Origin of the sequence: Haloferula sp. A504, from assembly GCF_044385805.1 — a bacterium.
Lineage (GTDB): Bacteria > Verrucomicrobiota > Verrucomicrobiia > Verrucomicrobiales > Akkermansiaceae > Haloferula.
Map to the genome: position 1 here is coordinate 55,959 of NZ_JBISBU010000016.1, position 26,551 is coordinate 82,509.

Below are 26,551 nucleotides of genomic sequence, written 5' to 3' on the forward strand. Positions count from 1 at the left end.
TGCAAGCCCACTCGCGCATGCTCCGACCCATGGGACGCGGGTGGGCTCGCGCGGTCCTTTCCCCTGCCACCGGCACCTCACCGCCCCGCCGTCTCCGGCCTCACCTTGTCCTGCCACTCCCGGGGTTTCTCGCTGACGTCGCTGTCGTCCTCGTAGAACTCCCGCAGCGCCTCCAGCTGCTTGCGGACCTCGGCAATCTCATCGGCGTAGTAAGGGTTGTCGTACTGGTTGGTCAGCTCGTCGGGATCGACTTCCAAGTCGTAAAACTCCCATTCGTCACCGAACTGATAGAAATGCATCAGCTTGTAGCGCCCGGTCCGGATCCCGTAGTGACGCGGCACCATGTGCACGCTCGGATACTCGTAGTAGTGGTAGTAGATCGCGTCGCGCCAGTCCTTCAGCGTCTCGCCCTTGAGAAGCGGCACCAACGACCTCCCCTGCATGTCCCCCGGAATCTCGGCTCCGGCCATCTCAAGGAAGGTCCCGGCGTAGTCGAGATTCTGCACCAGCTCGGTGTTGCGGGAGCCCGGCGTCGTCACTCCCGGCCAGCTCACGATCAGCGGCATCATCAACGACTCCTCGTACATCCAGCGCTTGTCATACCAGCCGTGGTCGCCGATGTAGAAACCCTGGTCGGACGAATAGATCACCACCGTGTTGTCCGAGAGATCGAGTTCGGCCAGGGTCCTGCGCAGCGTCGCCACGCTTTCGTCGACCCCCCTGACGCAGCGGAGGTAGTTCTTCGCATAGCGCTGGAATTTCCAACGCACCAGGTCCTTGCCCTCCAGCTTGGCTTCATGGAACTCCTCATTCCTGGGCCCGTAGTGGTCGTGCCACGCCTTCAACTGGGCCGGGGTCATCCGCTTCATGTTGTGGAAGGCCGAACGGTCCTGGCGCTTCTGGGTGCCCTGCCCTTCGAAATCCGGGCTCAGGTCGACGAAGAGATCGTAGTGAAGATCCATGTGCCGGTCGATCTCGAGCTCCTGGTGCCGGGCCGGCGGGGCGTTGTCCTCGTAGCGGTCGAACAGGGTCGGCGGCTCCGGGATGTCGATGTCGTCGTAAAGCTCCAGATGCCGCGCCGCCGGCATCCAGTTCCGGTGCGGGGCCTTGTGCTGGACCATGAGCATGAAGGGCTTCGACGAGTCACGCCGGTTCTTCAGCCAGTCGACGGCCAGGTCGGTCACGACATCCGTGCAGTGTCCCTCGATCATCCTTCGTCCATCGGGGAAGATCAGGTCGGGATTGTAGTAGAGGCCCTGACCGGGGAGCACCGCCCAGTCGTCGTAGCCCTGGGGCGTTCCCTTGAGGTGGGACTTGCCGTAGATCGCCGTCTGGTAGCCGACCTTCTGCAGCAACTTGGGAAAGGTCTGCTGATTCCAGTCGAAGGAGTTGCCGTTGTTCATGAACCCGTTCTTGTGGCTGTGCTTGCCGGTCTGGATCACCGCCCGGCTCGGGCCACAGATCGAGTTCGTGCAGAAGCTGTTCAGGAAGGTCATGCCCTCCGCGGCCAGCCGGTCGATCTCCGGCGTGGGGTTCACGGACTTCAGCCAGCCATCGTAGGCGCCGATGGCGTTGGGCGCGTGATCATCACTGAAAATGAAGACGATGTTGGGCCGATCGTCGGCTCCGGCCGTCACCACGGCACTCAGCGCGAGCGAGACGACCCATTGGATTCGGAGGCGTTTCATGGAAGCAGTCTGACCTGCCCGATCGACCGCTGACAACCGTCGACTCACGCCGCGCGTTCCGCGCTGCGGACCGGCACGGGCTTCAGTCCCGAAGGGACGTCGGCGATTGGCCACGGGGTTCACCCCGTGGACCGGATGTTGATGGAATTCCAACCAGCCGTTCAAGTTGGACGCCGCCTTAGCCGGAGTACCACAGCGGCCCCTGCGGTCCGAGCTCGACCCCCGTCGCCATCCACCCGAGCAGCAGAAAGGTCCACACCACGGCGAAGACCAGCGCGTAGGGAAGCATCAATGCCACCAGCGTGCCGATGCCCGCCTTCGGCACATACTTCTGGATGAAGACCAGGACGATGACCACGTAGGGATTCAGCGGCGTGATGATGTTGCTGCACGAGTCACCGACGCGGTAGGCCGCCTGGGTCAGCTCGGGGCTGATCCCGCCGCCCGCCATGAACATCGGCACGAACACCGGCGCAAAGAAGGCATACTTCGCCGAGGCCGAGCCGATGAACAGGTTGGCGACCATCACCAGCAGGATGAAGAGGGCGAGAAGCAGCCAGGGCGACAGTTCGGCCTGCGCCAGGAAGCCACCCCCCGCCAGCGCCATCATCTCGCCGAGGTTCGACTCGCGGAAGTAGGCGACGAACTGCGCGGCGAAGAAGGCCAGCACGATGTAGGGCCCCATGTCCGACATCGCCTTGCCCATCATGGCCGCCACGTCCTTGTCGCGCCGGATGACCCCGGCGGCGATGCCGTAGGCGACACCGGGAAGCAGAAACAGAACGAAGAGCAGCGGCACGATCGCACTCACCCAGCGCGGGAAGGGACCGTCCGCCCCGCGCAGGGGCGCCTGCCCCGGCAGCATGCCGAAGGGATCCACCAGCAGGAAGATCACCAGCAGCACCCCGGACAGGGCACCGCCGCCCGCCTTCAGGCCCCGCTTTTCCTCCGGCGTCAGCCGCCGGGCGGCGAGATCCTCCTCGGTCACCGCCGTCGGCCCCCCGTCCTCGGGAGCGGCCGCGGCATAGCGGGGCTCGACGAACCACGCGCTGACCGCCCAACCGGTCAGGGTCAGCACGACGGTCGACACGATCATGAACCACCAGTTGCAGGTCGCGGCGACCGCATAGTCCGGATCAAGAATCCTGGCGCCCTCCGTGGTGAAGCCGGCCAGCAAGGGGTCCAGGCCCGTCACCAGCAGGTTCGCACTGAACCCGGCCGAGACCCCGACGAACACCGCCGCCAGCCCCGCGAGCGGGGATCGACCGACCGACTTGTAGAGTGCGGCCGCGATCGGCGGGAGAACGACATAGCCGGCGTCGAGCGCCATCGACGAAAGGATGCCGAGAAAGATCATCGCGGGCGTCAGCAACCTTTGCGGGGTGATCAGCATTCCGATCTTGAGCAGCGCCCCGATCGCTCCGGTCCGCTCGGCGACCCCGATCCCGAGCATCCCCACGAGCACCACCCCGAGCGGGGCGAACTCGGTGAAGTTCTTCACCAGGTTGTCGATCGCCCAGAACGCGTCGTCGCCGCTGAGCAGCCCCCGCGCGGTGACGTCGACCGACGTCTCGACCCGCTGCTCGACGCCATCCACCACCTCGGTCTCGATGACCGAGCGCTCGACCGACCACCCCATCGATGCCGCCACCTGCGAAAGGACGAGCACACCGATCGCCCCGAGGACGAACAGGCTCATCGGATCCGGCAGGCGGTTTCCCGTGCGCTCGATCCAGTTCAGCCACGTACCCCGGCCCTTCACCTTCTCGGTCATGAACGCGACCCTGACCGCTTGCCGCACCGCTGCCAAGGCAAGCCGAACCGCGGTCCTCACCCTCCGCCACGCTCCACCCGCCTGACGACCTCCGTCACCGGTCCCAGACCATTCACCACGAGCACGTCGTCGCCGATTTCCAGATCCGCGAGCTGCGAGTCGAGAAGTTCGGGCGGCATGAAATGGGTGCGGGTCCGGAGACGCTCCTGCAGCTCCTCGCACGGAACCTCCAGCACCACGAACCGAAGCGGCTGCGCAAACCCGCGGAGCCGATCCCGGTAGGCCCGCTTCAGCGCCGAGCAGGCAAGGACCACCGATTCACGCCTCGTCAATTCAGCGCCCAAAGCATCGAGCCACGGCATTCGATCCGCATCCTCCAGCGGCTTCCCGGAGCTCATCTTTGCAATGTTGCCCGGTGGATGAAAGTCGTCGGCATCCAGAAACGGCACCCCGAGCCGCTCCGCCAGCGCCCGGCCCACCGTCGTCTTCCCGCATCCCGAAACCCCGGCGATGACCCAGCGCCCCTTCACCGCTCCTGAATCTCGCCCGACTCGTAGGCCTCGACGAGATCGTCGAGCGCTCGAATCCTGGCGCGGATGCTTTCTCCCTCCTCCGTGTCACCCACCATGCGCGGCTCGTCATAGGCTCGTACGAGGGACATCGTAGGAATCAGGTCGTCACCCTCGCGCACCGCCGCCACCGGATCGGGAAAAGCGTGGTGCTCGGCCAGCACCTCGCCCTCCGGCGCCAGGATGAAGGTGAAACCCCGGTCGCCGTAGGCCTCGGAGAAGGCCCCATCGATGGTCACGGCATTGCCGCCGCCCTTCAGCGGATTTTCACCTTTCTCCACCTTCACCGGCACGTGGCCGTTGACGATGATCCCGCCCTCGGCGACGCCCATCTCGCGGCAGATCCGGTCGCAGAACTCGAAGTCATGGATCCAGCGAAACCACGGGTTCTTGGTCTCCCTGTGGGTCGCCTTGTCCTCGACAAAGTAGGTCTCGAAGGTCGCCATCCGGTCCTTGCCGAAGAGCGGCGACTTCGGGCCCGCCCAAAGGTAGAAGAACCAGTCGAGATCGTCCTGTGACACCCGGGCACCGGCCCGGAAGGCGCGCTTGATGACCCGGTTGAGCGCCGGGAACTGCTCGGGTCCGCGACACTCCTTCCCATCGATCATCAGCGGCAGGTAGCCGCCCTCCTCATCAACCGCCAGGCAGGCGTGGAAGATCACCGCCCGATCACGCACCAGCGACATCTGCCCGCGATCGGCCAGCCACTTCATGTGCTCCCACAGCCGCGGCGAGGCGGTGAAGGATTCCTTGAGCCGGTCGATGCAGTGCTGCTCATCGGGCGACAACTGGTTGGGATTCGCGGGATCCACGGTCGGCAGGTGCGTGTCGCGCAACGGATGGGTGCCGTCGCGCAGGTCCACCGTGCCCTTTTCGAAATCGATGCGCGGCAGCAGGTTGCGGTCGCCCATTTCCCACTCCGGGTGACGTTCGAGCATCTGCCCGACCAGCTTGAACTCGAGCACCGCCGCCGCCTTGTGCATGCGGGCGATGAGGAGCGGATCCCGCTCGCCCTCGCGCTTTGACATGAAATGCTCGGCGGGGTCGTCGCTGTAGGCGGTTTCGGCGAGCTGCTCGAGGGCCTTGGTCAGGATCCCGTAGCCTTCCTCAAGCTGATAGAGCCGCCGATAGCGCAGCGAAATCCGCAGCACGAGCGCGATGAGGGCTTCGCTGCCAAGACAGGCCCCCATCCAGCTCACGTCGTGGTTGCCCCAGATCAGCGACACGTTCGGCTGCCGCAGCAGGTAGTCGATCACGCGGTCGAGCCGCGGACCCCGGTCGCCGAGGTCGCCGGCGACGATGGTTTCGTCGACGGTCAGGCTGCGAATGAACCTCGACGCGCTGCGGATCGCCGCGAAGTCGAGCCGGCGCCGCACCATTTCCCGGATCTGCACGTCCAGAAAGACCGGGGCATGACCGCCCGCCGGGTCGTTCAGCAGCACCTCGAAAAGCTCGCGATGCTCCTTCGGCGCGAGTTCCTTCACCGTCTTGCGGCGGCGATCGCGGATCATCCGTCGAATGACCTCGAACTGGCGCTCGAGCGTCGTCCTCACCCACGCCTCGCGCTCCTCGTCGACCACGAGTTCGTCCTCCTTCAGCTGCAGCATTTCCGCCGGATAATAGAGCACGTTGAGAAGCTCCCGGAATTCGCCCTCGGACAAACGCTCGTGGAACAGCTCGGCGACCAGCGGGCGCAAGCGGCCGGAGGCGTTGTTGATCACGTGGCGCAGCTTCTTCGCCTCGCCATGGATGTCGGAGATCACGTGGATCACCCCCTTCGGCAACTCCAGTTGCGCCTTCAGCGCCGCGATCTCCGAGACCGCGGATTCAATCGTCGGGTAGCGGTCGGACAGGACGCGGTGAAACCATTCGGCCATGCCACATCCCAGAACAAATCGGCGACCAACCCAAGCCCGGAACGAGGGAGCGGGATCACGACCCCGGTGACCCGCCCGCCTCGGTCATCAGCGTCTTCCGCCACGGGTCGGGGGCGATGCCGTAGGCCTGCTTGAAGGACGACGAAAGATGGAAGCCGGAGCTGAATCCGGTCTGCGCAGCGATGTCGTCGAGGGTCGCGTTGCTTGCAGCCATCAGCGCGCGGGCGCGGATCAGCCGCAGGTGGATCACGTAGCGCCATGGCGGGAAGCCGGTGTGGGCGCGGAAGGCCCGGCGGAAGTGCGAGTAGGCGACCCCGAGCTCGGCGGCCAGCGATTCCATGCCGACCGGCTCGCGGTAGTGCTCGTTGAGGTAGCGTTCCGCCCGGTGGACGGCGCGCCGGATCCTCGACATGCGTGAGGGTCCGGCGACGGCCCGCGCGCACTGCGCCAGCACCTGCAGCGCGAGCGCGGCGAGTTCCGGCTGGTCGCCCGGCTCGTCGGCGCCGGCAAGGAGATGGATGCGGTTGAGCGTTTCCTCGATGCCCTGATCGATCCCGCCCCGTTGAAGGGCCGCGGCTTCGGGGAAGACATCCCGCCCGAGAAGCCCGTCGACCACCGGCCCGCGGACTTCGATCCAGCTCTCGACCCAGCCGCTTTCCGGGTCCGGCCGGTAACGGTGCCACGCGTGCGGCAGCAGCAGAAACACCATCCCGGCCTCGACCCGTTGCTGCTTCATCGCGCGGGTTTCGAGCCATCCCCCGCCGCCGGTGATCAGCACCACCTGCAGGGCCTCGATCACCCGGCCATGATTCCAGTCCAGCCTGTAATCGTCGGGATGCCGGGCCGGCGGGTAGGCGCTGTGGGGGGGCACCCGGGTGAAGCCCGAGGCCGACAGCGCCAGGCCCCATTTCAAGAGCTCGGGCGAGGTCGGAAAATAGCGGAAGTAGTCCTCCATCGTGAAGGTCATTTTCTGTATGCCTTGGATCATCCTGCCTATTCCTCCCCGGATGGCGATCCCATAGTTTGGGTGGATGAGCGGGACGCCTTTGCGCATCGGTTTGTTCGGGATCGGACTCGACACCTACTGGCCCCAGTTCGAGGGGCTGAAGGAACGGCTCGAGGGCTACCTTGCAACGGTGGCCTCCAAGCTCGGGCGCCCGGGCGTCGAGATCGTCAACGTCGGCCTCGTCGACAGCCCGCAGCGGGCCTGCGCCGCCGGTCGCGAGCTGCGCCGCGCCGATGTCGACCTCATCTTCCTCCACGTCACGACCTACGCCCTGTCCTCGACGGTGCTGCCGGTCGTCCGCCGCGCCAAGGTGCCGGTGATCGTCCTCAACCTCGCGCCGGAACCCGCGATCGACTACGCCGGGTTCAACGCGCTCGGCGACCGGACGAAGATGACCGGCGAGTGGCTGGCGCATTGCTCGGCCTGCCCGGTGCCGGAGATTGCGAACGTCTTCCGCCGCGCCGGCATCCGCTTTCACCAGGTCACCGGCGTGCTGGAGGACGATCCCGAATGCTGGAACGAGATCGACGCCTGGGTGGAGGCCGCCCGGGTCGCCGCGGTGATGGCGGAGAACCGGCTCGGGCTGATGGGTCACTACTACTCGGGCATGCTCGACATCTACTCCGACACGACGCTGCAGTGCGCGGTCTTCGGCACGCACATCGAAATCCTCGAGGTCGACGAACTGGCCGACCGCCGGCGCAAGGTCGGTGACGCGCAGGTCGCCGCGCGCGTTTCCGAATTTCACGAGGTCTTCGATGTCCAGGACGACTGCCCGGCGGAGGAACTCGCCGAGGCGGCGCGCACCGCGGTCGCGCTCGATGCGATGGTCGCGGACCACCAGCTGGGCTCGATGGCCTACTACTACAAGGGCAGTGGCGTGGAGGAGAACGAGACCACCCTGGCCTCGATCATCCTCGGCACCTCGCAGCTCACCGGCCGCGGCATCCCGGTCGCCGGCGAGTACGAGGTGAAGAACGTGCAGGCGATGAAAATCATGGACCTGCTCGGGGCGGGCGGATCGTTCACCGAGTACTACGCGATGGATTTCACAGACGACGTCGTCCTGATGGGCCACGACGGCCCCGGACACATCGCGATCGCGGAGGGCAGGACGAAGGTGCGCCCGCTGAAGGTCTACCACGGCAAGGTCGGCAAGGGCGTGTCGGTGGAGATGGCGGTCAAGCACGGCCCGGTCACCCTGCTTTCAGTGATCGAAAGGGACGGCTCGCTCGCCCTGCTGGTCGCGGAGGGCGAGTCGGTTCCCGGCCCCATCCTCGAGATCGGCAACACCAACAGCCGCTACCGCTTCGCCTGCGGCGCGCGGGAGTTCGTCAACCGCTGGAACGCCGAGGGACCCGCCCACCACTGCGCCGTGGGCGTGGGCCACGTCGGCGACAAGCTCGACAAGCTCGGCGCCTTGTTGGACATCGAGGTGATCCGGGTCGTCTGATGGCAATCCCCTTAGTTTCTCTAACGATGTTGGATTCACCGCAAAGACGCAAAGGACGCAAAGCTCGACTGATGATGTTGAGATTCTTCGACTTGGCGCTCTTGGCGTCTTCGCGGTTCAACCCTATTGGCGGGGAAGAGGTCATTTCGATTTCGAGAGTTCGTCTGAATCCCACGCCCTTCGCTGAATACTCATGAATCCTCTCATCGGCGTCTTCTTCCACTGGTGCGGCGGCCTTGCCGCCGGCTCGTTCTACGTCCCCTTCCGCGGCGTGAAGCGCTGGTCGTGGGAGACCGCCTGGCTGGTCGCCGGCGTCTTCTCGTGGATCATCGCGCCGTGGACCTTCGCGCTGATCAACACGAAGGACGTGCTCGCCGTGCTGCGCGAGACCCCCGGCGAAACGTGGTTCTACACCTACCTCTTCGGCGCCCTGTGGGGGATGGGCACGCTGACCTTCGGGCTGTCGATGCGCTACCTCGGCATCTCGCTCGGAATGGCGGTGGCGCTGGGATACTGCACCGTCTTCGGCACGCTGATCCCGCCGATCTTCAAGGGCGAGTTCGTCGCCAAGCTGATCGAGCCGGTGGGCGGCCGCTGGGTGCTGGCCGGCCTGGCGGTGTGCGTCGCGGGCATCGCGATCAACGCCTTCGCGGGCCGCGCCAAGGAGGCGGGCATGGACGCCGAACAGCAGCGCAAGACCGTGAAGGAGTTCAATTTCCGCAAGGGCATCCTGGTCGCCACCTTCTCCGGCATCATGAGCGCCTGCTTCGCCTTCGGGCTTTCGGCGGGCTCGAAGATCGGCGAGATTTCGGCCGCCCACGGAACCGACACCATCTGGACCGGCCTTCCGGTGCTCATCGTGATCCTCGCCGGCGGTTTCACCAGCAACGTCATCTGGTGCGGCATCCTCAACCTCCGCAACCGCTCGGGCTACGAGTATCTCGCCACCGAGAGCCGGACCCCGGACAAGGACACCGGCGAACGCCGCATCCCGCTCGCCCGCAACTACGCCTTCGCCGCGCTGGCCGGCGTGACCTGGTATTTCCAGTTCTTCTTCTACTCGATGGGCGAGACGCAGATGGGTGACTACAAGTTCAGCTCGTGGACGCTGCACATGGCTTCCATCATCATCTTCAGCTCGATCTGGGGCCTCTGCCTCGGCGAGTGGAAGGGCTCGGGCCCGAAGGCCAGGCGGCTGCTCTTCGCCGGCCTCGCGATCCTGATCCTGTCGACCATCGTCATCGGCTACGGCAACTACGTCGGGGGCCGGGGCGGACACTGATTCCACCAAGATGAACATGCCACTTCCCGCCCTCGCGCTGGCTCTCCTTTCCTCACTCGTCGCCCACGCCGACGACCTGGCCGACGGCTTCCGGACACCGCCCCACAGCGCCGGCATCCGCGCCTTCTGGTGGTGGCTCAATGGCAACGTGACCGAGGAAGCCATCAGCCGCGATCTCGAGGCGATGAAGGCCAAGGGCTTCAGCGGGGCGCTGATCTTCGACGCCGATGGCAGCAGCCAGCGTGGCAACGCCCGGGTGCCCGCCGGACCGGTCTTCGGCAGCCCGGAGTGGACCGCCCTTTTCATCCACGCCTGCCAAGAGGCCAAGCGACTCGGGCTCGAGCTGAGCCTCAACATCCAGAGCGGCTGGAACCTCGGCGGGCCCCGGGTCAGCGCCGCGGAATCGAGCCAGCACCTGGTCTGGTCCTCCACGGAGGTCCTCGGCCCGGGCCCGATCGACGTCCAACTGCCAAAGCCGAAGCACCGCGACTTCTACCGCGACATCACGGTGCTCGCGCTTCCCCTGGGTTCTCCGGAAGGCACACCGGTGAAGATCCACCCGGTCGAAAACCTGCCGCTCAAGAGCTCGACGCGGGAGCTCGGCATGTCGGCCCCGGACTGCCGTTTCCTGCTTGAAACCAAGGCGGCCGAGCCCGGAGAGTGGCACATTCCCAAGGACCGCATCGTCCAGCTCGGCGACAGGATGGACGCCGGAGGCCGGCTGCAATGGCAGGTGCCGACGGCCGAGCGCTGGGTGATCCTGCGGATCGGCCACGAGCCGACCGGCGCCCACGTCTCGACCCACAGCGAGGGCTGGGGCGGGCGCGTGCTCGACTACCTCAGTCCCGCCGCACTCGACGCCTACTGGAAGCGGAACATCGACCCCCTGTTCAAGGCGATCGGACCGCTCGCGGGCACCACGATGCGCTACGTGCACACCGACAGCTGGGAGGGCGGCGGCATGAACTGGACACCGGGCTTCGATACGGCCTTTGCCGGCAAGCGCGGCTACGATCCGCTGCCGTGGCTGGCCGTGGTCGCCGGCTACATCGTGGAGGACCGCGAAACGTCCAATGCCTTCCTCGCCGACTTCCGCAAGACGATCGGCGACCTGGTCGCCGGCCACTACGCGCGCCTCGCCACGCTTTCCGCCGGATACGGCATGGGCACCCACCCGGAATGCTCGGGCCCGCACGCGGGACCGCTCGATGGATTGAAAAACTACGGCCGCAGCGAGCTGATGATGAGCGAGTTCTGGTCGCCCTCGCCGCACCGCCCGAAGCCGGACAACCGCTTCTACGTGAAGCAGGCCTCGTCCGCCGCGCACACCTACGGCAAGCCGCTGGTCGGGGCCGAGGGATTCACCACCATCGGCCCGCACTGGAACGACACGCCGTGGTCGGACATGAAACCGAGCTTCGACACCGAGTTCTGCGCGGGTCTGAACCTCGTCTTCAACCACACCTTCACCTGCTCGCCGGAGGAGATGGGCCTGCCGGGGCAGGAATACTTCGCCGGCACCCACTTCAATCCGCAGGTGACCTGGTGGGAGGAATCGACCCCCTTCATCGACTATCTACGGCGCTGCCAGTACCTCGGCCAGCAGGGCCGGTTCGTGGCAGATGTGCTCCACTACTACGGCGACCACATTCCCAACGTCTTCGGCCGCAAGGGCCACGACCCCGCGGGCGCGCTGCCCGGCTACGACTACGACGTGCTGAGCGAGGAGCTGCTGCTGTCGAGCCTGGCGGTGGAAAACGGGCGGCTGGTCCTGCCCTCCGGAATGAGCTACCGCCTTCTCTCCCTGCCCGACCACCGGGTACTGTCGCCCGGGGCCTTGGAAAAGGTCGATGCACTGGTGCGGGCCGGGGCGACGGTGCTCGGTCCCAAGCCAAGCCGGATGGTGAGCCTCGAAGGCGGCGAGAACGAGAGGCGGTACTTCCAGCGGCTCGCCGACGGACTCTGGGGTGCCGGTGATCCCGGACCCAAGGGGATGCGGGAAGTCGACGGCGGCCGTGTGGGCTGGGGAGTCACCGCCGCCGCCCAACTGCAAGCGGATGGCGTCCCGCCCGACGCGGAACTCACCTTGGCCGATGGTTCACCCGCGCCGGACACCGACTGGATCCACTACCGCATCGACGGGGCGGACGTCTATTTCATCGCCGAGCTCGCGGGCCGGCCGCGAAAGATCGAGGCCCGCTTCCGGGTCACCGGCCGCACCCCCGAACTGTGGGACGCCACCGATGGCTCGGTCCGCGAGGCCTCGAGCTTCACCATCGATGACCACCAAACCACGCTGCCGATCGACCTCGGTGCCTACGACAGCCTGTTCCTGGTTTTCCGGGACCCCGCCACCGCCCGGCAACGCGATGCCGACCCCAACCGGCCGGTCTGGTCCGAGGCCTACCGTTTCTCCGGCCCGTGGAAGGTCACCTTCGACCCGGCCCGGGGCGGGCCCGCGGAAGCGGTCGATTTCGCCAGGCTCACCGACTGGATCGAGGACGACGACCCGGCCATCCGGAACTACTCCGGCAAGGCGACCTACCGCACCAGTTTCGAGGCACCGGCCGAGGTGGCCGACCTGCCGCTGGCCATCGAGCTCGGCGAGGTCCGGAGCGTCGGGATCGCGCGGGTGACGCTCAACGGCACCGACCTCGGCCTCGCCTGGCGCCCGCCGTTCCGGCTCGAGCTGGGCGACGCGCTCAAGCCCGGCAAGAACCGGCTCGAGGTGATGGTGGTCAACTCCTGGCACAACCGGGTGATGGCCGATGAAGCCCTGCCACAGGACAAGCGCTTCACCCGCACCAACATCCGCGTCGAGAAGAAGGGCCGCTTCGCGTGGAAGCCGGAGCCCTCGGGACTGATCGGACCCGTGCGGGTGGTCGTGCGCGAGTGACCGGCACGCCTTTTTGCTGGCACTGCGCCGGAAGGTGGCCCACGAAATCGGAGGTCAACCCATCACCAGCATGAAGATTATCACCGCCGACCAAGTCCACGCCGCCCTCAGCTATCCCGCCCTCATCGACGCCCTCGGCGAAGCCTACGCCGGGGAGTTCAAGATGCCGCCGCGGCAGGTGTTCCTGCTCGATGATGACGACTCGAACCACGATGCCTTTGCGGTCCTTCCGTCCTGGGGTCAGGAGTTCATCGGCGTCAAGGCCTTCACCTATTTCCCGGAGAACGAGGCGCCCCACAAGTCGATCTACGCCCAGATTCTCCTCTTCAAGCGCGATCACGGCGAGCCGCTGGCTCTCGTCGATGGCACCACGGTGACGCTGTGGCGAACCGCCGGCATCTCCGGCCTCGCGACCCGGCTGCTGTCCCGCGAAAACTCGGAAACGATGCTGCTGCTCGGCACCGGCAATCTCGCCCCCTACCTCATCCGCGCCAACGCCAGCGTCCGGAACTTGAAGAAGGTGCTGGTCTGGGGCCGCAACGCCGAAAAGGCCGCGGCGGTCTGCGAGGCCGCCAAGGCAGAGCATCCCGGAATCGACTTCGTCGTCGCCGACGACCGCCAGTCCGCCTGCGGCGAGGCCGACATCATCGTCTCCGCCACCGGCTCGCACGAACCGCTGGTGCTCGGCGACTGGGTCAAGCCCGGCACCCACACCGATTTCATCGGCAACCACCACGCCACCAAGCGCGAGTGCGACACGGAGCTGATCACCAAGGCGAAGGTCTACTGCGACACCTACGTCAATGCGATGAAGGAGGCTGGCGAAATCCTGGTCCCGATCAGCGAGGGCGTCTTCACCAAGGAGGACATCGTTTCCGACCTCGTCGGCATGTGCAACGGCAGCGCGACGCTGCGCCAGAGCGACGACGAGATCACCCTGTTCAAGTCGATCGGGATGGCGCTCAGCGATCTGGTCGGTGCCGGACTCGCCTACAAGGCGTCGGAGTGAAGAAGGTGGCCGGGACTTCCGGAGACCTGCCTGGGAACTTGCCAGAACCACGGTTCGCCCGAAGGTTCGGATGGAGAGCTACGGGACCATGGCGGATCAACTCGGGACAGTCAGGCAAAGACACATCGTTCCCGGTGGAGTCGCGGACGTCCGCCTGAGCGACTACGTTGCGGGGCCTTTCGAGCCATCCATCGCCTCACGGAAGGGACTCAAGAAGGCCATCAAGCGCGGCGAGTTCCGCGTGGACGGCACCCCCGCGACCACCGGCACCTGGGTGAAGCCGGGCCAGAAAATCGAGCTCTTGTTCGGCAGGGAACCGGTCGGAAAGGAGTTCCGCCTGAAACTGGAGGTTCCCTTCGAGGATGACCACCTGGCGGTGATCCACAAACCGGCTGGATTCCCGGTTTCCGGCAATCGCTTCAGGACCATCGCCAATGCCCTGCCTTTCAACCTCACTGAGTCCCGGGAAGATGACCGCCTGGTCGCCCCCCGTCCGGTGCACCGCCTGGATCGCCAGACCAGCGGACTGCTGATTGCCGCGAAGACCCACCGGGCGCAAACTCATCTTGGAAAGCTCTTTGAAGAGAAACAGGTCCGGAAGCGATACCGGGCGATCGTGATCGGCAGACTGGAAGGCTCGGGTCGCCTCGAGTCGGATATCGGGGGCAAGGCCGCCCTCTCCCGCTATCGTGCCGTCGCCCCCACCCGTTCACTCCACAACCAATGGCTGACCCGTGTGGATCTTTTCCCCGAAACCGGCCGGACCCACCAGCTCAGGATCCACATGGCCGAGCGGGGCCACCCGATTCTCGGAGATCCGCTCTACGGCAAGGAAGGATTCATCCTGCGGGGGCGGGGCCTGTTTCTCTGCGCGGTGGCGCTGGGTTTTCCCCACCCGGTCTCCGGCGAGTCCCTGCACCTTGAAATCGATGACCCCGGCAAGTTCGACCAGACGGCCGGATGGGAGGAACGGCGTTGGGAACGGGCGCAGCGGTAGGGGGAGTGGCGCTTTGGAAGCGCCATATCAGGGCGTGGCGGCCTCTGGCCGCGGGGAAACACTGGCCTCATGGCGGCGGCCCGTAATCCGCGACCGGGAGGTCGCCCCGCCCCGGTATGGCTCCTGCAAGAAGCCACTCCTTCCCCCGCCGTGGCTGACAGAGCTCGTCGGGTTTTCTGCGCGATGGCGCGCCCCTGACCCGTATCCACCGCGTCGTGAAAGTCATCGCCCTTGCGTCACTGCTCTCTCTGCTCGCGTCCATCGCCCAGGCAATCACGGTCACCGACCTTCGCTGCGAGTATCTCGTCGATCCCCTCGGCATCGACACGCCCGAGCCACGTTTGAGCTGGCGGATCGAGGATCCCGAGCAGGCGCGGGATCAACGGCAGACGGCGTCGCAGGTGATCGTTGAAGACGGGGTCTCGGGCAAGATCCTGTGGGATTCGGGGAGGACGGAGTCGGGTCAATCGGTCCACGTGGCCTACGCCGGCAGGCCGCTGGTTTCGAGCCAGGACTGCCGCTGGAAGGTGCGGGTGTGGGACAAGGATGGTGAACCGTCCGGCTGGAGTGAGCCGGCGCGGTTTGTCATGGGGTTGCTCGATCCCGCCGACTGGACGGGCGACTGGATCCGCTTCCGCGAGGCGCAGGACATCGACCACCTCTGGCATCGCAAGACCTTCGACCTTGCGAAGGTGCCCGAAGCGGCCTTCTGCCACCTCGCCTCGATCGGCTACCACGAGCTTTACGTGAACGGAAAGCGGGTCGACGACCGCGTGCTGGCTCCTTCGTTGACCAACCTGACCAAGCGGGTTTTCTACGTCACCTACGACATCCGGCCCTTCCTCCGTCCGGGCGGGAACGTGATCGCCGTGTGGACCGGATCGGGTTGGGCCCGGGCCGATGGATCCTACGGCAAGGGCGTTTGGGAACAGGACTCGGTGATCCGCTGCCAGGTGCACCTGAGCGACGGGACCGACATGCACAGCGACGAGTCGTGGAAGTGCGCGATCAGCCCCATGAAATACCGCGGCAAGTGGAATGGCGGCGGGTTGGGCGAGTATGGCGGCGAGGTCTTCGATGCGCGCCTCGCGGTCGAGGGATGGAACCTGCCGGAGTTCGACGACAGCGGCTGGGCTCCCGCCTCGGCATGGCGGATGGATGCGCTGGAGGCGGTCCGCCCGCAGATGCGCCAGGCGATGACCCGGAAGCTGGAACGCCTCGAGCTGTCGGCCCACCTCGTCGAGCCCGACCGCAAGGTCGAGCGTCTCGCGCCGGTCACGATGGATCACGATCCGGAAAACGACCGCACGACCTTCGACTTCGGCGTGAACTTCACCGGCTGGCTCGAGTTCGACCTGCGGGAAGGTGAGGAAGGCCAACGCGTGACCTTCCGCACCGCCAACCAGCCGGGGATGATCGAGGAGTTCGACCAGGTCAGCGTGTACATCCACGACGAAACCGGCACCGGCACCTTTTCCCACAAGTTCAACTACATGGCGGGCCGCTGGGTGACCGTCGAGGGCCTCGGCTACGAGCCGAAGCCGGAGGACATCCGTTGCTTCATCGTCACCAACGACCGCGCCCGCACCGGCCGCTTCGAGTCGTCGAGCGATCTTTTCAACCGCATCTACGAGGCCGACCTGAGGACCTACATCGCCAACACCGTCAACGGCGTGACCATGGACTGCCCGCACCGCGAGCGCTACGGCTACGGCGAGATTGCGCTGGCCTGTTCGTGGGGCTGCGCGATCCCGAACTACGAATCGGCGGCCTACTACCGCAAGGCGGCACAGGACTGGTTCGACGTGCAGCGCGAGGACGGCTTCGTGAACACGATCGCACCGCAGGTTTACAAGGGTGCGGGCGGCACCTTGTGGAGCAGCGCGCCGGTGACCCTGAGCTGGGAGTTTCACCGGGCCTACGGGGACCAGGCCCAGCTCGCCCACGCCTACGGGCCGATGAAAAAGTGGGTCGACTACCTGCACGGCTTCGTTTCGGACGAAGGCGTGCTCACCGCCTACGAGAGCGCGTCGCGCTTCCTCGGCGACTGGGCGACCCCGCATGGCAGCGAATACGGCAACACCGAGGCGGCGAAGCTCTTCAACAACTGCGTCTACGCCTACTGCCTCCAGGTGATGGCGGAGTCGGCGGCCATCCTCGGCAGGGAGTCGGAGGCGGCGATCTATCAGAAACAGCTCGGGGACCTGCGCCGCAGCGTCCACCGCAAGTTCTACAACGAGGAGACGGGCGTCTACATCGATGGTCGCCAGCTGGCGCTGGCCTTTCCCCTCTACGTCGGGGTGACCCCCGAGCCGTTGCGCGAAAAGGTCATGGAGCGCTTCGTCGAGGAGATCACCGTGACCAAACCCTACCTCGACACCGGCAGCTCGGGACTGCCGATCCTGCTCAAGTTCATCGTCGAGCACGCCGGGCGGACCGACCTCCTCTTCCACTGTCTCCAGAGCACCGAACACCCCGGCTATGGCTACTTCCTGAGGCGCGGCGAGACCACCTGGCCGGAGTACTGGCAGGTCGACGACATCCCGAGCCGCATCCACACCTGCTACACCGGGATCGCCGGTTGGTTCATGCGGGGTGTCGGGGGCATCCGGCCGGACCCGGCGGAGTGGGGAATGAAGCGCTTCGTGATCAAGCCGCAGCTGGTCGGCGACCTCGAGTGGGTGAAGTGCTCAAGTGCCTCGCTCTACGGGACGATCCGCAGCGAGTGGAAGCGGGAGGGCACCACCACGACCTTCGACATCGAAGTGCCTCCGAACACCACCGCGACCGTCTTCATTCCGTCGGAAAAAGCGGAGGACGTTTGCGAAGCCAAGGGCCTGCGCCCCGTGCGCCACGAGGGAGGGTGCGCGGTCTTCGAAGTGGGCGCCGGGGCGTATCGCTTCGTGAGCAAGCGCTGAGGAGTGGCGCTTTCCAAGCACCATATCAGGGCGGGGCGACCTCCCGGTCGCGGAAAGCGCGCCGCGATGATCAGGCCGACACTTCGCCGCGGCCAGAGGCCGCCACCCCTCGTCATGGCGCTTTCCAAGCGCCACTCCTCAATACTCCCGCTCCAGCAGGTACTCCGCGATCTGGCGGAGGTGGGCGGCGCGCTTGCCGAAGGGCTTGAGGGCGGTCATCGCCTTGTCGGTCAGGCGATGGGCTTCCTTGCGCGCCTTGTCGAGGCCGAGGATCGCCGGGTAGGTTGCCTTGGCGACGGCCTCGTCCTTGCCGGCGGTCTTGCCGAGCTTCTCGGTGCTCTGGGTGACGTCGAGGATGTCGTCGATGACCTGGAACGCCAGCCCGAGCGAGTGGCCGAAGGTGGTGAGGGCTTCGAGCTTGGCAGGGGTCGCATTGGCGGTCATCGCCCCGAGCCGGATCGAGCTGGTCAGCAGCGCCGCGGTCTTGGCCTCGTGGATCTTCACCAGCTGGGCCTTGGTCAGGTCCTTTCCCTCGCCTTCGAGGTCGAGCACCTGACCGCCGATCAGCCTGGTCGAGCCGCCGGTGACCGCCAGCTCGGCGACGAAGGCGGCGGCCGGGTAGCGCGGGGTCGGCGCCGTTTCCGAAAGGACGAGGAAGGCCTCCGTGAGAAGCGCGTCACCGGTCAACACCGCCATGCCCTCGCCATAGACCTTGTGGCAGGTCGGACGGCCGCGGCGCAGGTCGTCGTCGTCCATGCACGGCAGGTCGTCGTGGACCAGCGAGTAGGTGTGCATCAGCTCGACCGCGCAGGCCGGCGGCAGGGCGGGTTCGGTTTCCCCGCCGCAGGCCTCGGCCGCGGCAAGGCAGAGCACCGGACGCAGGCGCTTGCCGCCGGCGAACAGGCTGTAGCGCATCGCCTCGTGGAGGGTCGCCGGCCGCTGGCGCTTGGTCGGCAGCAGGCGGTCGAGTTCGGCATCCACTTCCGCGGCGCGGGCTTCGAGGTATTCTTTGAGGTCCTCCATGGTCGGCTGGAAGGATTCACCGCCAAGACGCCAAGGACGCCAAGGAGGAAGTGTCTTCTACTCCTGGAACTCGTGTCTGCCCGGGTTGCTCCGGCTCCGGCGTGGCGTTTCACCAATCCCGTCTCACGATCCCATCGACGTAATCAAAATGCCGGTCGCGGGAAAGGACGGCGAGCGAGTGCTGACGGGCCAGAGCGGCCGTCCACATGTCGTTGTGCGGGATGGGTCGTCCCATGCGCTTCAAGTGATCGGCGACCCATGCATAGTGGGCGAGGGTGTCGGCATCCGGATAGAGGACCGGAACCATCGTGGCCAATTGCTGAAGCATGGCATAACCTGCTTCGGGGCGCTTCGAGCCCAGCAATCCGAACTGGAATTCCGCCATTGCGATGAAGGAAACCGACAGCTCCTCGGCTTCATCGAGCTGGCCGAGAATCGCGGGCTCCTTGGCCGCCAACGCGGAAACGGCGTTGGTATCGAGAATCACTTGTCTTTTTGAAGTGAAAGGTCTGCGGCATCCGAGGCCTCGATGCTCCGACGGACCGTTTCCAAGGTTTCGCCGGGCACTTGAGGCAAGCCCGCCAGCGCGGAGCCCCAGCCACCGCGCGGAGCCGCGAGGCTTTGCTCGACGGCGCGGGTGATGAAGCTCTTCAGCGACATTCCCCGTTCCGCCGCCGTCGCCTTGGCTCGCCGGAACAACGGATCAGGCAGATCGACGGTCGTCTTCATAGAGGTCTTTTCCCGTTTTTCCGCTTTTCCGTCAAGGCTGAAGAGTTGGGGTCATCAGCCGATCGAATCTCGTATTCGGCTCATGATGGAGCCAGCGTTGTCCTTGGGTGCCCTCCGGGCTGGTGGCAGCGAACCGCTCGATTGCAGGGCGGGGGCGCCCTGCCTCCTTATTCGAAGATCGCGATGATGGTCCCGAAGCGGTTGCTGGGGTGGAGCTGGCCGATGTCGCCATCCATCACCTTCCATCCCCCATCCGGGATCTCACAGCAGCTCGGCGATCTGCACGGCATTGAGTGCGGCGCCCTTGCGGACCTGGTCGCCGACGACCCACAGGTCGAGCGCGTTGTCGAGGACGAGGTTTTCGCGGATGCGGCCGACCAGGCAGTCGTCCTTGCCGGTGGTGTCGAGCGGGACCGGGAACTCGCGCTTCTCCGGATCGTCCTTCAGGGCGACGCCCGGCGTGTCGCCGAAGGCGGCGCGGGCGGCAGCCAGGTTGACCGGCCGCTCGAACTGCGCGGTGATCGAGATCGAGTGCGAGCGATAAACCGGCACCCGCACGCAGGTGCAGGAGACCTTGAGGTCCGGCAGCCCCATGATCTTGCGACCCTCGTGGAGCATCTTCAGTTCTTCCTTGGTGTAGCCGTTGTCGAGGAAGACATCGACCTGCGGGATCACGTTGAAGGCGATCTGGCAGGGGTAGACCTTCGGCTCGAAGGACTCGCCGGCGGCCAGCGCCTTGACCTGCTCCTCGAGCTCGACGATGCCCTGGGCGCCGGAGCCGGAGACGGCCTGGTAGGTCGAGGCGATAACGGCCTTGAGCCCGAAGGCCCGGTGCAGCGGCGCGAGGCCCATCAGGGCGATGATGGTCGAGCAGTTCGGGTTGGCGATGATCCCGCGGGGCGCTTCGCGGGCGGCGTCGGGATTGATCTCGGGCACGACCAGCGGCACGTCGGCGTCCATCCGGAAAGCCGAGGAATTGTCGATGACCACGCAGCCCGCGGCGGCGGCCGAGGGGGCGAACTCCTTCGAGATGCCCCCGCCTGCGGAAAAGAGGGCGATGTCGATGCCGGCGAACGAGTCGTGGGTGAGTTCCTTCACGGCGATCTCCTCGCCGCGGAAGGTGAAGCGCTTGCCCACCGAGCGCGCGGACGCGAGCAGGGTGAGGGACTTCACGGGGAAATCGCGCTGTTCGAGACACAGGAGCATTTCCTGGCCCACTGCACCGGTGGCGCCGACGATGGCGATGTTCTTGGCTTCGCTCATGGGATAGGGGTGGAGGCGGGCCGGGAGTCTAGGGATGGAACACCGTCTGGCAATCGAATCGTGGGGCGGGTGACGGATTCCGGGCTGTCAAATTGCCTTGCGCCCCGGGCTTCACTCCCTAGTCTTGCGCTTATTCGACACCGTTCTGGTGGCGAAGTTGAACAACCAAGACAACACCCCTTGATTATGAAAATCGTCAAAATCGCCATGATCGCCGCCGCTGCTGCCGGTACTTTCCTTGCCACTTCCTGCTGCGAGAGCGCTCCTGCTCCTGCTGCTCCGACTTACGTGGCTCCCGCCAAGTAAGCCTGTGGTGGGGGTTCCGGCTTCCCTGCCGGTGACCCCAATGACTCAAAACCGGGGGGGACTGCTTGACAGTTCCCCCCGTTTTTTCGACAGCATGGAAAGCCAACGGCACTCCAAACACATGATGATCCGATTCTTAGGCGCCCTGGGCGCCACCGCCATCGCCCTGATCAGCGTCTCCTGCAATTGCACCAGTGAGCCCACGGCACCGCCGCTTCGCGATCTGCCGGCGTTCCAGGAGATGCCTGCGGCCTACGAGGTGGAATACACCAAGTAGGGAGTCGCACCTCCCCGTCTGATTTTCGAGCACCGGTCTCCCACGTGGGTGGGAGCCGGTGTTTTCGTGTCATCACGGGACGGCCGGGATCCGCTTTGACATTCCCCGGCGGCTCACTCAGTTTTTCGCCCCCTCCTTCGACCTGACGGGCGCGGGCGGGCAGACGTGCGATGGACCGCCACCGCCGCCTGATGCCTCCAAATCCACCTGAATCCATGGGCAAGAGCCTTTATCAGAAAGTCTGGGACTCCCACGCCGTCGGCACTTTGGCCGATGGGCGCACGCAGCTCTTCATCGGAACCCACCTCATCCACGAGGTCACCTCGCCGCAGGCCTTCGGGATGCTCCGCGACCTCGGTCTCGGGGTGAAGTTCCCCGAACGCACCTTCGCGACGATCGACCACATCGTCCCGACCATCAACCAGGACGCGCCGGCCGACCCGCTGGCGGCGGAAATGATGAAGGCGCTGCGCGAAAATGCGGACGACTTCGGGATCACCTACTTCGACCTCGCCTCCGGCAAGCAGGGCATCGTCCACGTCGTCGGCCCCGAGCAGGGCATCACCCAGCCGGGAACGACCATCGCCTGCGGCGATTCGCACACCGCGACCCACGGCGCCTTCGGCGCGATCGCCTTCGGCATCGGCACCACCCAGGTGCGTGACGTGCTGGCCACCCAGACCATGGCGATGATGCCGCTCAAGGTCCGCCGGATCGAGGTCAACGGCAAGCTGCGGCCCGGCGTCTACGCCAAGGACGTGACGCTGCACATCATCCGCAAACTCGGCGCCAAGGGCGGCATCGGCTACGCCTACGAGTACGCCGGGGAGGTCTTCGACGCGATGACGATGGAAGAGCGGATGACCGTCTGCAACATGGCCATCGAGGGCGGGGCCCGCTGCGGCTACGTCAATCCCGACCACAAGACGGTCGAGTATCTGAAGGGCCGTCCCTACGTCGACATGAGCGACTGGGACGCCACCGTGGAACGCTGGCTTTCCTACGCCTCGGATGCCGATGCGCACTACGACGACGTCGTCACGATCGACGCCGCCGAGATCGAGCCGACGGTGACCTGGGGCATTTCCCCGGACCACGGCATCGCGGTCTCCGAGAGCATCCCGGATCCCGCCACCGCCGGCTCCGAGGAGGAAAGGGCGACGGTCGAGGAGGCGCTGGCCTACATGAAGCTGCCGGCCGGCACCCCGATCAAGGGCGTGAAGATCGACGTCGCCTTCATCGGCTCGTGCACCAACGGCCGCCTTTCCGATTTCCGCGAAGCGGCGCAATACCTCAAGGGCCGCAAGGTGGCCGACGGGGTGCAGGCGATCGCCGTGCCGGGCTCGCAGATCGTCGCCATCCAGTGCGAGCAGGAGGGACTCGACAAGATCTTCGAGGAGGCCGGCTTCGAGTGGCGGGGTGCCGGATGTTCGATGTGCCTGGCGATGAATCCCGACAAGCTCGTCGGCGACCAGATCTGCGCCTCTTCCTCGAATCGCAACTTCAAGGGCCGCCAGGGTTCGCCGACGGGCCGCACCATCCTGATGTCGCCGGTGATGGTCGCCGCGGCCGCCGTCGAAGGTGCCGTGGCCGACGCCCGCGAGGTCTTCGACATTGCCCACGCCGCCGCCTGATTCACGCCATGATCCGCCGCACCATCGCCACGCTTTCCGTGCTGCCGTTTATCGCGCTGCCGGCATTCGCCGAACCCGCGGAGGCGGAGCCGAAACATCCGGTCCAGCCGCTGCTTTGGAAAGTCGAGGGCATGGACCTCGATAAGCCGTCGTGGCTTTTCGGCACGATCCACCTCGGAGACGGGCCGGTCGGCACGCTCCATCCGGCGGCCCGGAAGGCGCTCGAAGCCAGCGACGCGGTTTACACCGAGGTCTCGATGGACCCGGCCACCCAGCTCGGCCTGGCGCGCCACTTCATCCGTGCCGACGGCAAGAAGCTCTCCGAGTCGATTGGCGAGGAATTGCACGATCAGTTCGCCAGGGAGTTGAAGGCGGTCAACCCCGCGCTCGTGCCGGAAGTCTTCGAGTCGTTCAAGACCTGGGCGGCGGCGGTGACCGTGCCGCTGCTCGAAGCCCAGCTTTCCGGCGCCACGCCACTCGACGGGATCGTGTGGAACGAGGCCAAGAAGGCGGGCAAGACGACCGGCGCGCTGGAGAAGGCGGCGGATCAGTTCGGCATCTTCGACGGACTCACCGAGGAAGAGCAGATCATTCTGCTTTCGGAAAGTCTGCGTCTCCAGCGCGAGGCGCGGGCCGACGGCGAGAATCCCGTCGACAAGCTGGTCGAGGCCTACGTGTCCGGCGATCCGAAGAGGGTCGAAGCCGAGGTGGAACGCCAGTTCCTCGAGATGATCAAGGGCGAACACAAGGCGCTGGGAGAAAAGCTGCTGAAGCAGCTCCTCGATGACCGCGATACCAAAATGGCCGGAACCATGGCCGCACGCCTCGAAGCCGAACCCGGCAAGTCCCACTTTTTCGCCGTCGGTGCCGCCCACTACGTCGGCAAGGACAACATCGGCGAACAACTCCGCAAGAAGGGCTACACCGTCACCTTCGCCAACCCCTGAATCCTCATGGCCCTCGAAAAAATCACTTCCGTTTCCGGCCGCGGCGTGCACGTCCCCGGCGGCGACATCGACACCGACCGCATCATCCCGGCGCGCTTCATGAAATGCGTCACCTTCGACGGACTCGGTGAGTATGCCTTCTACGACGTCCGCTTCGATCCCGATACCGGCGAGAAGACGAAGCACCCGCTCAATGACCCGCGCTTCGACGGGGCGACGATCCTGCTGGCCGGCGTGAATTTCGGCTGCGGGTCGTCGCGCGAGCACGCACCGCAGTCCCTCAGCAAGTACGGCTTCCGTGCCGTGATCGCCGAGTCCTTCGCCGAGATCTTCTTCGGCAACTCGACCACCCTGGGCATGCCCTGCGTGACGGTTTCGGCGGCAGCGATCGCCGATCTGCGGGCCGCGGTCGAGGCGGATCCGGCCGTGGAGATCACCATCGACCTGGAAAAAAAGGAAGTCCGCTCCTCCGCGGGTCATTCCTTTCCCTGCGACCTGCCCGAGTCCGCCCGCGACGCGCTGATCGCCGGCCGTTGGGATCCGATCCAGGAGCTGCTCGACAACGACAGCAGGATCGACGCGACCGCCGAGTCGCTGCCTTACGTCTAGACGTCAATCCACGCCCACCGCGCGCCACTCGTCGAGGCCGCCGGAATAGATCGAGACGTCGTGACCCCGGAGCGCGAGCGCTTCGGCGGTGGTGCGCGAGTCCGGGCAGGTTTCGTTCTGGCAGTAGGTGACGATGACCTTGCCCGCCTCCGCGGCCGCATCGAGCTGCGGCTTGATGGCGGGGTAGGCCTTCTCGAAATCGACGAGCGGGAGATTGACCGCGCCGTCGACGTGGCCGAGCTGATAGAAGAGGGATCGTCGCACGTCGACCAGCAGCACCTTCTCCTCGAGGCGGAGCGGGAAGATCTGGTCGATGCGGATGGAGGTCACCTTGCCCGGCTCCGGAGGAGCCGTCGGCCGTGGTTCGGGCGCGGGTTTCGCGACGGGCTTTTCCGCGACCGGTTTCTCGACAGGCGGGGTCGGCACCGGCGGCGTGCAACCGGCGAGCAGCGCGGCGGTGAAGGCTCCGGCCAGCATTTTCATGCGGTCATCATGGGCATCCGGGGGCGGAAGCACAAGCAAGGGGGAAAAGCCCAAGACAATCTCATGATGCCACGTTCCCCCCGTTGAAGGCGTCGGGGATGCGGAAACCCCCGGCGCCGGAGTTTCCGCAAATCATCCCGGTCCGGGCATCCCGCCCGCGGCTCCACTCCAACCCCATGATTTGCCATGAGCCTCCATGCCCAATTGTCCCCCGCGGCCCGTGCCGCCCTTGAACGCCAGCGCCGCGGTGCCCGCGTGACCAGCGTCATCGCCGGCATCGCCGGCACCGTGCTCTTGTCCCTCGCACTCGCGCTCTTCCTGATGCCGGCACCCGAACCCACCGCGAAGGTGGTGAAATGGATCGATCCCGGCCCCGAGACCCCGCCGGATATCCCTCCTCCGACCACGCGCACCACCATCAGCAATCCGGCGGCGCCCAGTGCGCGGGCACTGCCCCACATTCAACCGGACATCGCATCCCCGTTCTCGATGCCGAAGGTCGATCCCAGCGATGTCGAATCGCCGGGCTTCGGCACGGGGCTCGACGGTGACGGCCTGGGAGATGCCCTGGGTGACGAAGGAATGGGAAATGATGGCTTCATCCCGCTGCCGCCACCGGTCGCCGGGCGCTGCTCGCAAGCCGATCGCATCGACCGTCTTCGCGAAGCCGGCGTGCCCAGCGATTCCGACGAGCACGTGGTCCGCGCCCTGCGTTTCCTGAAATCGACCCAGGCGGCGGATGGCGGCTGGGGCAGCCGCAACCGCCCGGCGATGACCGGCCTCGCGCTGTTGGCCTATCTCGGACACTGCGAAACCTCGATCAGTGAGGAATTCGGGGACTCGTGCCTGAAGGCGATCCTGTTCCTCACCGACATCGGGCTGGAGCACAACGGACGGCTGGTGCCTCATGTCAGCGACCGCCACTGGCCCTACGAGCAGGCCATCGCCACCTACGCGCTGGCCGAGGCGGAGACCTTCCACCGGGCCCTGGGCATCCAGATCCCCGAGCTCCGCGGGGTCGTGGCGAAGGCCGGGCAGATCATCATCGAAGGCCAGCATGCCTCGGGCGGATGGGACTACGCGTACGACACCGAGGGAACCCGCGGTGGCGACCTCTCGATCACCGGCTGGCAGCTCCAGGCGCTCAAGGCCTGCAAGCTGACCGGCCTCGATTTCCGCAACCTGCGGTCGTGCGTGAAGAAGGGGCTCGAGTACACGGAGGCGCGCCAGTCCGACGACGGCGGCTTCGGCTACCAGGGGACCCGCCCGGCCGGTGGGTCGACGGCCGGCCTCACCGGGGTGGGCATGCTCACCTTCCAGATCTGGGGCAAGGCCTCGGCCTCACCGGTTCGCCACGGTGAAAAGTATGCCGCGAAAGAAATGCGCTTCGAGTGGGACGGCCCGGACTGTGACCTGTATGCCCACTACTACCTGTCGCAGGCGATGTTCCGCCGGGGCGGCACGGCATGGGACAAATACCAGCCCCAGATCTTCGACGGCCTCCTGCCGAACCAGTCCGACGATGGCTCGTGGCCGGTGCCCGGCGGCGGCTCCAAGCCGAATGCGGTCGGGGCGCTCTTCGCCAACAACAACCCCGACGGCAGGCACTACCGCACGACCTTGGCGGCCTTGATGCTTGAGGTGCCCTACCGCTACCTGCCGATGGACCGGTAGGAGTGGTGCTCTCCGAGCGCCATGCCGGGGCGTGGCGACCTCCCGGTCGCGGAGCGTGGACCGCCCGTTCAGTTGGGAATCGAAAGTCACCCCTGCCGCCGGCCTCATCCGGTCGGCTTGAAAGCCGACCCGCCCCG

At 66.0% G+C, this 26,551-nt stretch carries 21 protein-coding genes; 11 read left to right on the top strand and 10 right to left on the bottom strand.

From position 1 onward, the window contains the following. Positions 1-77 precede the first annotated feature (77 nt). The 5 genes from ACG2LG_RS10070 to ACG2LG_RS10090 all read right to left on the bottom strand — a co-directional run bounded on the left by ACG2LG_RS10070 (position 78) and on the right by ACG2LG_RS10090 (position 6,896). Positions 78-1,688 carry a sulfatase gene (locus tag ACG2LG_RS10070; protein WP_396258632.1) on the bottom strand — a complete coding sequence of 537 codons (1,611 nt, stop codon included), beginning with the start codon at positions 1,686-1,688 and terminating at the stop codon, positions 78-80. Positions 1,689-1,866: 178 nt separating this feature from the next. Next, positions 1,867-3,462 carry an AbgT family transporter gene (locus tag ACG2LG_RS10075; RefSeq protein WP_396258633.1) on the bottom strand — a complete coding sequence of 532 codons (1,596 nt, stop codon included), beginning with the start codon at positions 3,460-3,462 and terminating at the stop codon, positions 1,867-1,869. A 56-nt stretch (positions 3,463-3,518) separates the two neighbouring features. Next, a complete protein-coding gene (locus tag ACG2LG_RS10080) occupies positions 3,519-3,992 on the bottom strand; it encodes a gluconokinase (RefSeq protein WP_396258635.1) in 474 nt (157 codons plus the stop codon). Further along, positions 3,989-5,908, bottom strand: a complete 1,920-nt coding sequence (locus ACG2LG_RS10085; RefSeq protein WP_396258637.1) for a fructose-bisphosphatase class III — start codon at positions 5,906-5,908, stop codon at positions 3,989-3,991. The genes ACG2LG_RS10080 and ACG2LG_RS10085 overlap by 4 nt, the downstream gene beginning before the upstream one ends. A 55-nt stretch (positions 5,909-5,963) precedes the next feature. Then, complete coding sequence (locus tag ACG2LG_RS10090) at positions 5,964-6,896, bottom strand: helix-turn-helix domain-containing protein (protein ID WP_396258639.1); 933 nt, start codon at positions 6,894-6,896, stop codon at positions 5,964-5,966. Positions 6,897-6,939: 43 nt separating this feature from the next. On the opposite strand from ACG2LG_RS10090, the gene ACG2LG_RS10095 reads away from it, so the two are divergent. The 6 genes from ACG2LG_RS10095 (at position 6,940) to ACG2LG_RS10120 (ending at position 17,469) form a co-directional block, all read left to right on the top strand. Beyond that, a complete protein-coding gene (locus ACG2LG_RS10095) occupies positions 6,940-8,367 on the top strand; it encodes an arabinose isomerase (protein WP_396258641.1) in 1,428 nt (475 codons plus the stop codon). A gap of 193 nt (positions 8,368-8,560) precedes the next feature. Next, on the top strand, positions 8,561-9,649 hold the full coding sequence (rhaT, locus tag ACG2LG_RS10100; RefSeq protein WP_396258643.1) for an L-rhamnose/proton symporter RhaT: 1,089 nt from the start codon (positions 8,561-8,563) through the stop codon (positions 9,647-9,649). Between the two features lie 10 nt (positions 9,650-9,659). Then, positions 9,660-12,545: a glycosyl hydrolase gene (locus tag ACG2LG_RS10105; RefSeq protein ID WP_396258645.1), complete on the top strand. Its 2,886-nt coding sequence runs from the start codon at positions 9,660-9,662 to the stop codon at positions 12,543-12,545. 70 nt (positions 12,546-12,615) lie between these two features. Next, positions 12,616-13,554 (top strand): ornithine cyclodeaminase family protein, encoded by a 939-nt coding sequence (locus ACG2LG_RS10110; protein WP_396258647.1) that lies wholly within the window; start codon positions 12,616-12,618, stop codon positions 13,552-13,554. 88 nt (positions 13,555-13,642) lie between these two features. After that, positions 13,643-14,551: a pseudouridine synthase gene (locus tag ACG2LG_RS10115; RefSeq protein ID WP_396258648.1), complete on the top strand. Its 909-nt coding sequence runs from the start codon at positions 13,643-13,645 to the stop codon at positions 14,549-14,551. A gap of 215 nt (positions 14,552-14,766) precedes the next feature. Next, positions 14,767-17,469: a family 78 glycoside hydrolase catalytic domain gene (locus ACG2LG_RS10120; RefSeq protein WP_396258650.1), complete on the top strand. Its 2,703-nt coding sequence runs from the start codon at positions 14,767-14,769 to the stop codon at positions 17,467-17,469. Positions 17,470-17,607: 138 nt separating this feature from the next. Here the strand turns inward: ACG2LG_RS10120 and ACG2LG_RS10125 are convergent, their stop codons facing one another. The 4 genes from ACG2LG_RS10125 to ACG2LG_RS10140 all read right to left on the bottom strand — a co-directional run bounded on the left by ACG2LG_RS10125 (position 17,608) and on the right by ACG2LG_RS10140 (position 20,484). Then, on the bottom strand, positions 17,608-18,492 hold the full coding sequence (locus ACG2LG_RS10125) for a polyprenyl synthetase family protein (RefSeq protein ID WP_396258652.1): 885 nt from the start codon (positions 18,490-18,492) through the stop codon (positions 17,608-17,610). 109 nt (positions 18,493-18,601) lie between these two features. Then, positions 18,602-18,979, bottom strand: coding sequence for a PIN domain-containing protein (locus ACG2LG_RS10130; RefSeq protein WP_396258654.1), 378 nt, complete (start codon positions 18,977-18,979; stop codon positions 18,602-18,604). Further along, positions 18,976-19,221 carry a hypothetical protein gene (locus tag ACG2LG_RS10135; RefSeq protein ID WP_396258656.1) on the bottom strand — a complete coding sequence of 82 codons (246 nt, stop codon included), beginning with the start codon at positions 19,219-19,221 and terminating at the stop codon, positions 18,976-18,978. The genes ACG2LG_RS10130 and ACG2LG_RS10135 overlap by 4 nt, the downstream gene beginning before the upstream one ends. A 261-nt stretch (positions 19,222-19,482) precedes the next feature. Continuing rightward, the gene (locus ACG2LG_RS10140) at positions 19,483-20,484 is read right to left on the bottom strand and encodes an aspartate-semialdehyde dehydrogenase (protein WP_396258657.1); all 1,002 of its coding nucleotides are present in this window, start codon (positions 20,482-20,484) and stop codon (positions 19,483-19,485) included. Between the two features lie 430 nt (positions 20,485-20,914). Between ACG2LG_RS10140 and ACG2LG_RS10145 the strand changes: the two genes are divergently transcribed. The 4 genes from ACG2LG_RS10145 to leuD all read left to right on the top strand — a co-directional run bounded on the left by ACG2LG_RS10145 (position 20,915) and on the right by leuD (position 24,257). Continuing rightward, positions 20,915-21,067, top strand: a complete 153-nt coding sequence (locus ACG2LG_RS10145) for a hypothetical protein (RefSeq protein ID WP_396258659.1) — start codon at positions 20,915-20,917, stop codon at positions 21,065-21,067. A 215-nt stretch (positions 21,068-21,282) separates the two neighbouring features. Further along, positions 21,283-22,701 (top strand): 3-isopropylmalate dehydratase large subunit, encoded by a 1,419-nt coding sequence (gene leuC, locus ACG2LG_RS10150; RefSeq protein WP_396258661.1) that lies wholly within the window; start codon positions 21,283-21,285, stop codon positions 22,699-22,701. Positions 22,702-22,709: 8 nt separating this feature from the next. Next, entirely contained in the window at positions 22,710-23,648 is a 939-nt protein-coding gene (locus ACG2LG_RS10155) for a TraB/GumN family protein (RefSeq protein WP_396258663.1), read from the top strand. A gap of 6 nt (positions 23,649-23,654) precedes the next feature. Then, entirely contained in the window at positions 23,655-24,257 is a 603-nt protein-coding gene (leuD, locus tag ACG2LG_RS10160) for a 3-isopropylmalate dehydratase small subunit (protein ID WP_396258665.1), read from the top strand. A 3-nt stretch (positions 24,258-24,260) separates the two neighbouring features. On the opposite strand, the gene ACG2LG_RS10165 is transcribed toward leuD, so the two are convergent. Continuing rightward, positions 24,261-24,740 carry a rhodanese-like domain-containing protein gene (locus tag ACG2LG_RS10165; protein WP_396258667.1) on the bottom strand — a complete coding sequence of 160 codons (480 nt, stop codon included), beginning with the start codon at positions 24,738-24,740 and terminating at the stop codon, positions 24,261-24,263. Between the two features lie 186 nt (positions 24,741-24,926). Here ACG2LG_RS10165 and ACG2LG_RS10170 point away from each other — a divergent pair, with 186 nt between their 5' ends. Beyond that, entirely contained in the window at positions 24,927-26,414 is a 1,488-nt protein-coding gene (locus tag ACG2LG_RS10170; RefSeq protein WP_396258669.1) for a prenyltransferase/squalene oxidase repeat-containing protein, read from the top strand. The last annotated feature ends 137 nt before the right edge of the window (positions 26,415-26,551 follow it).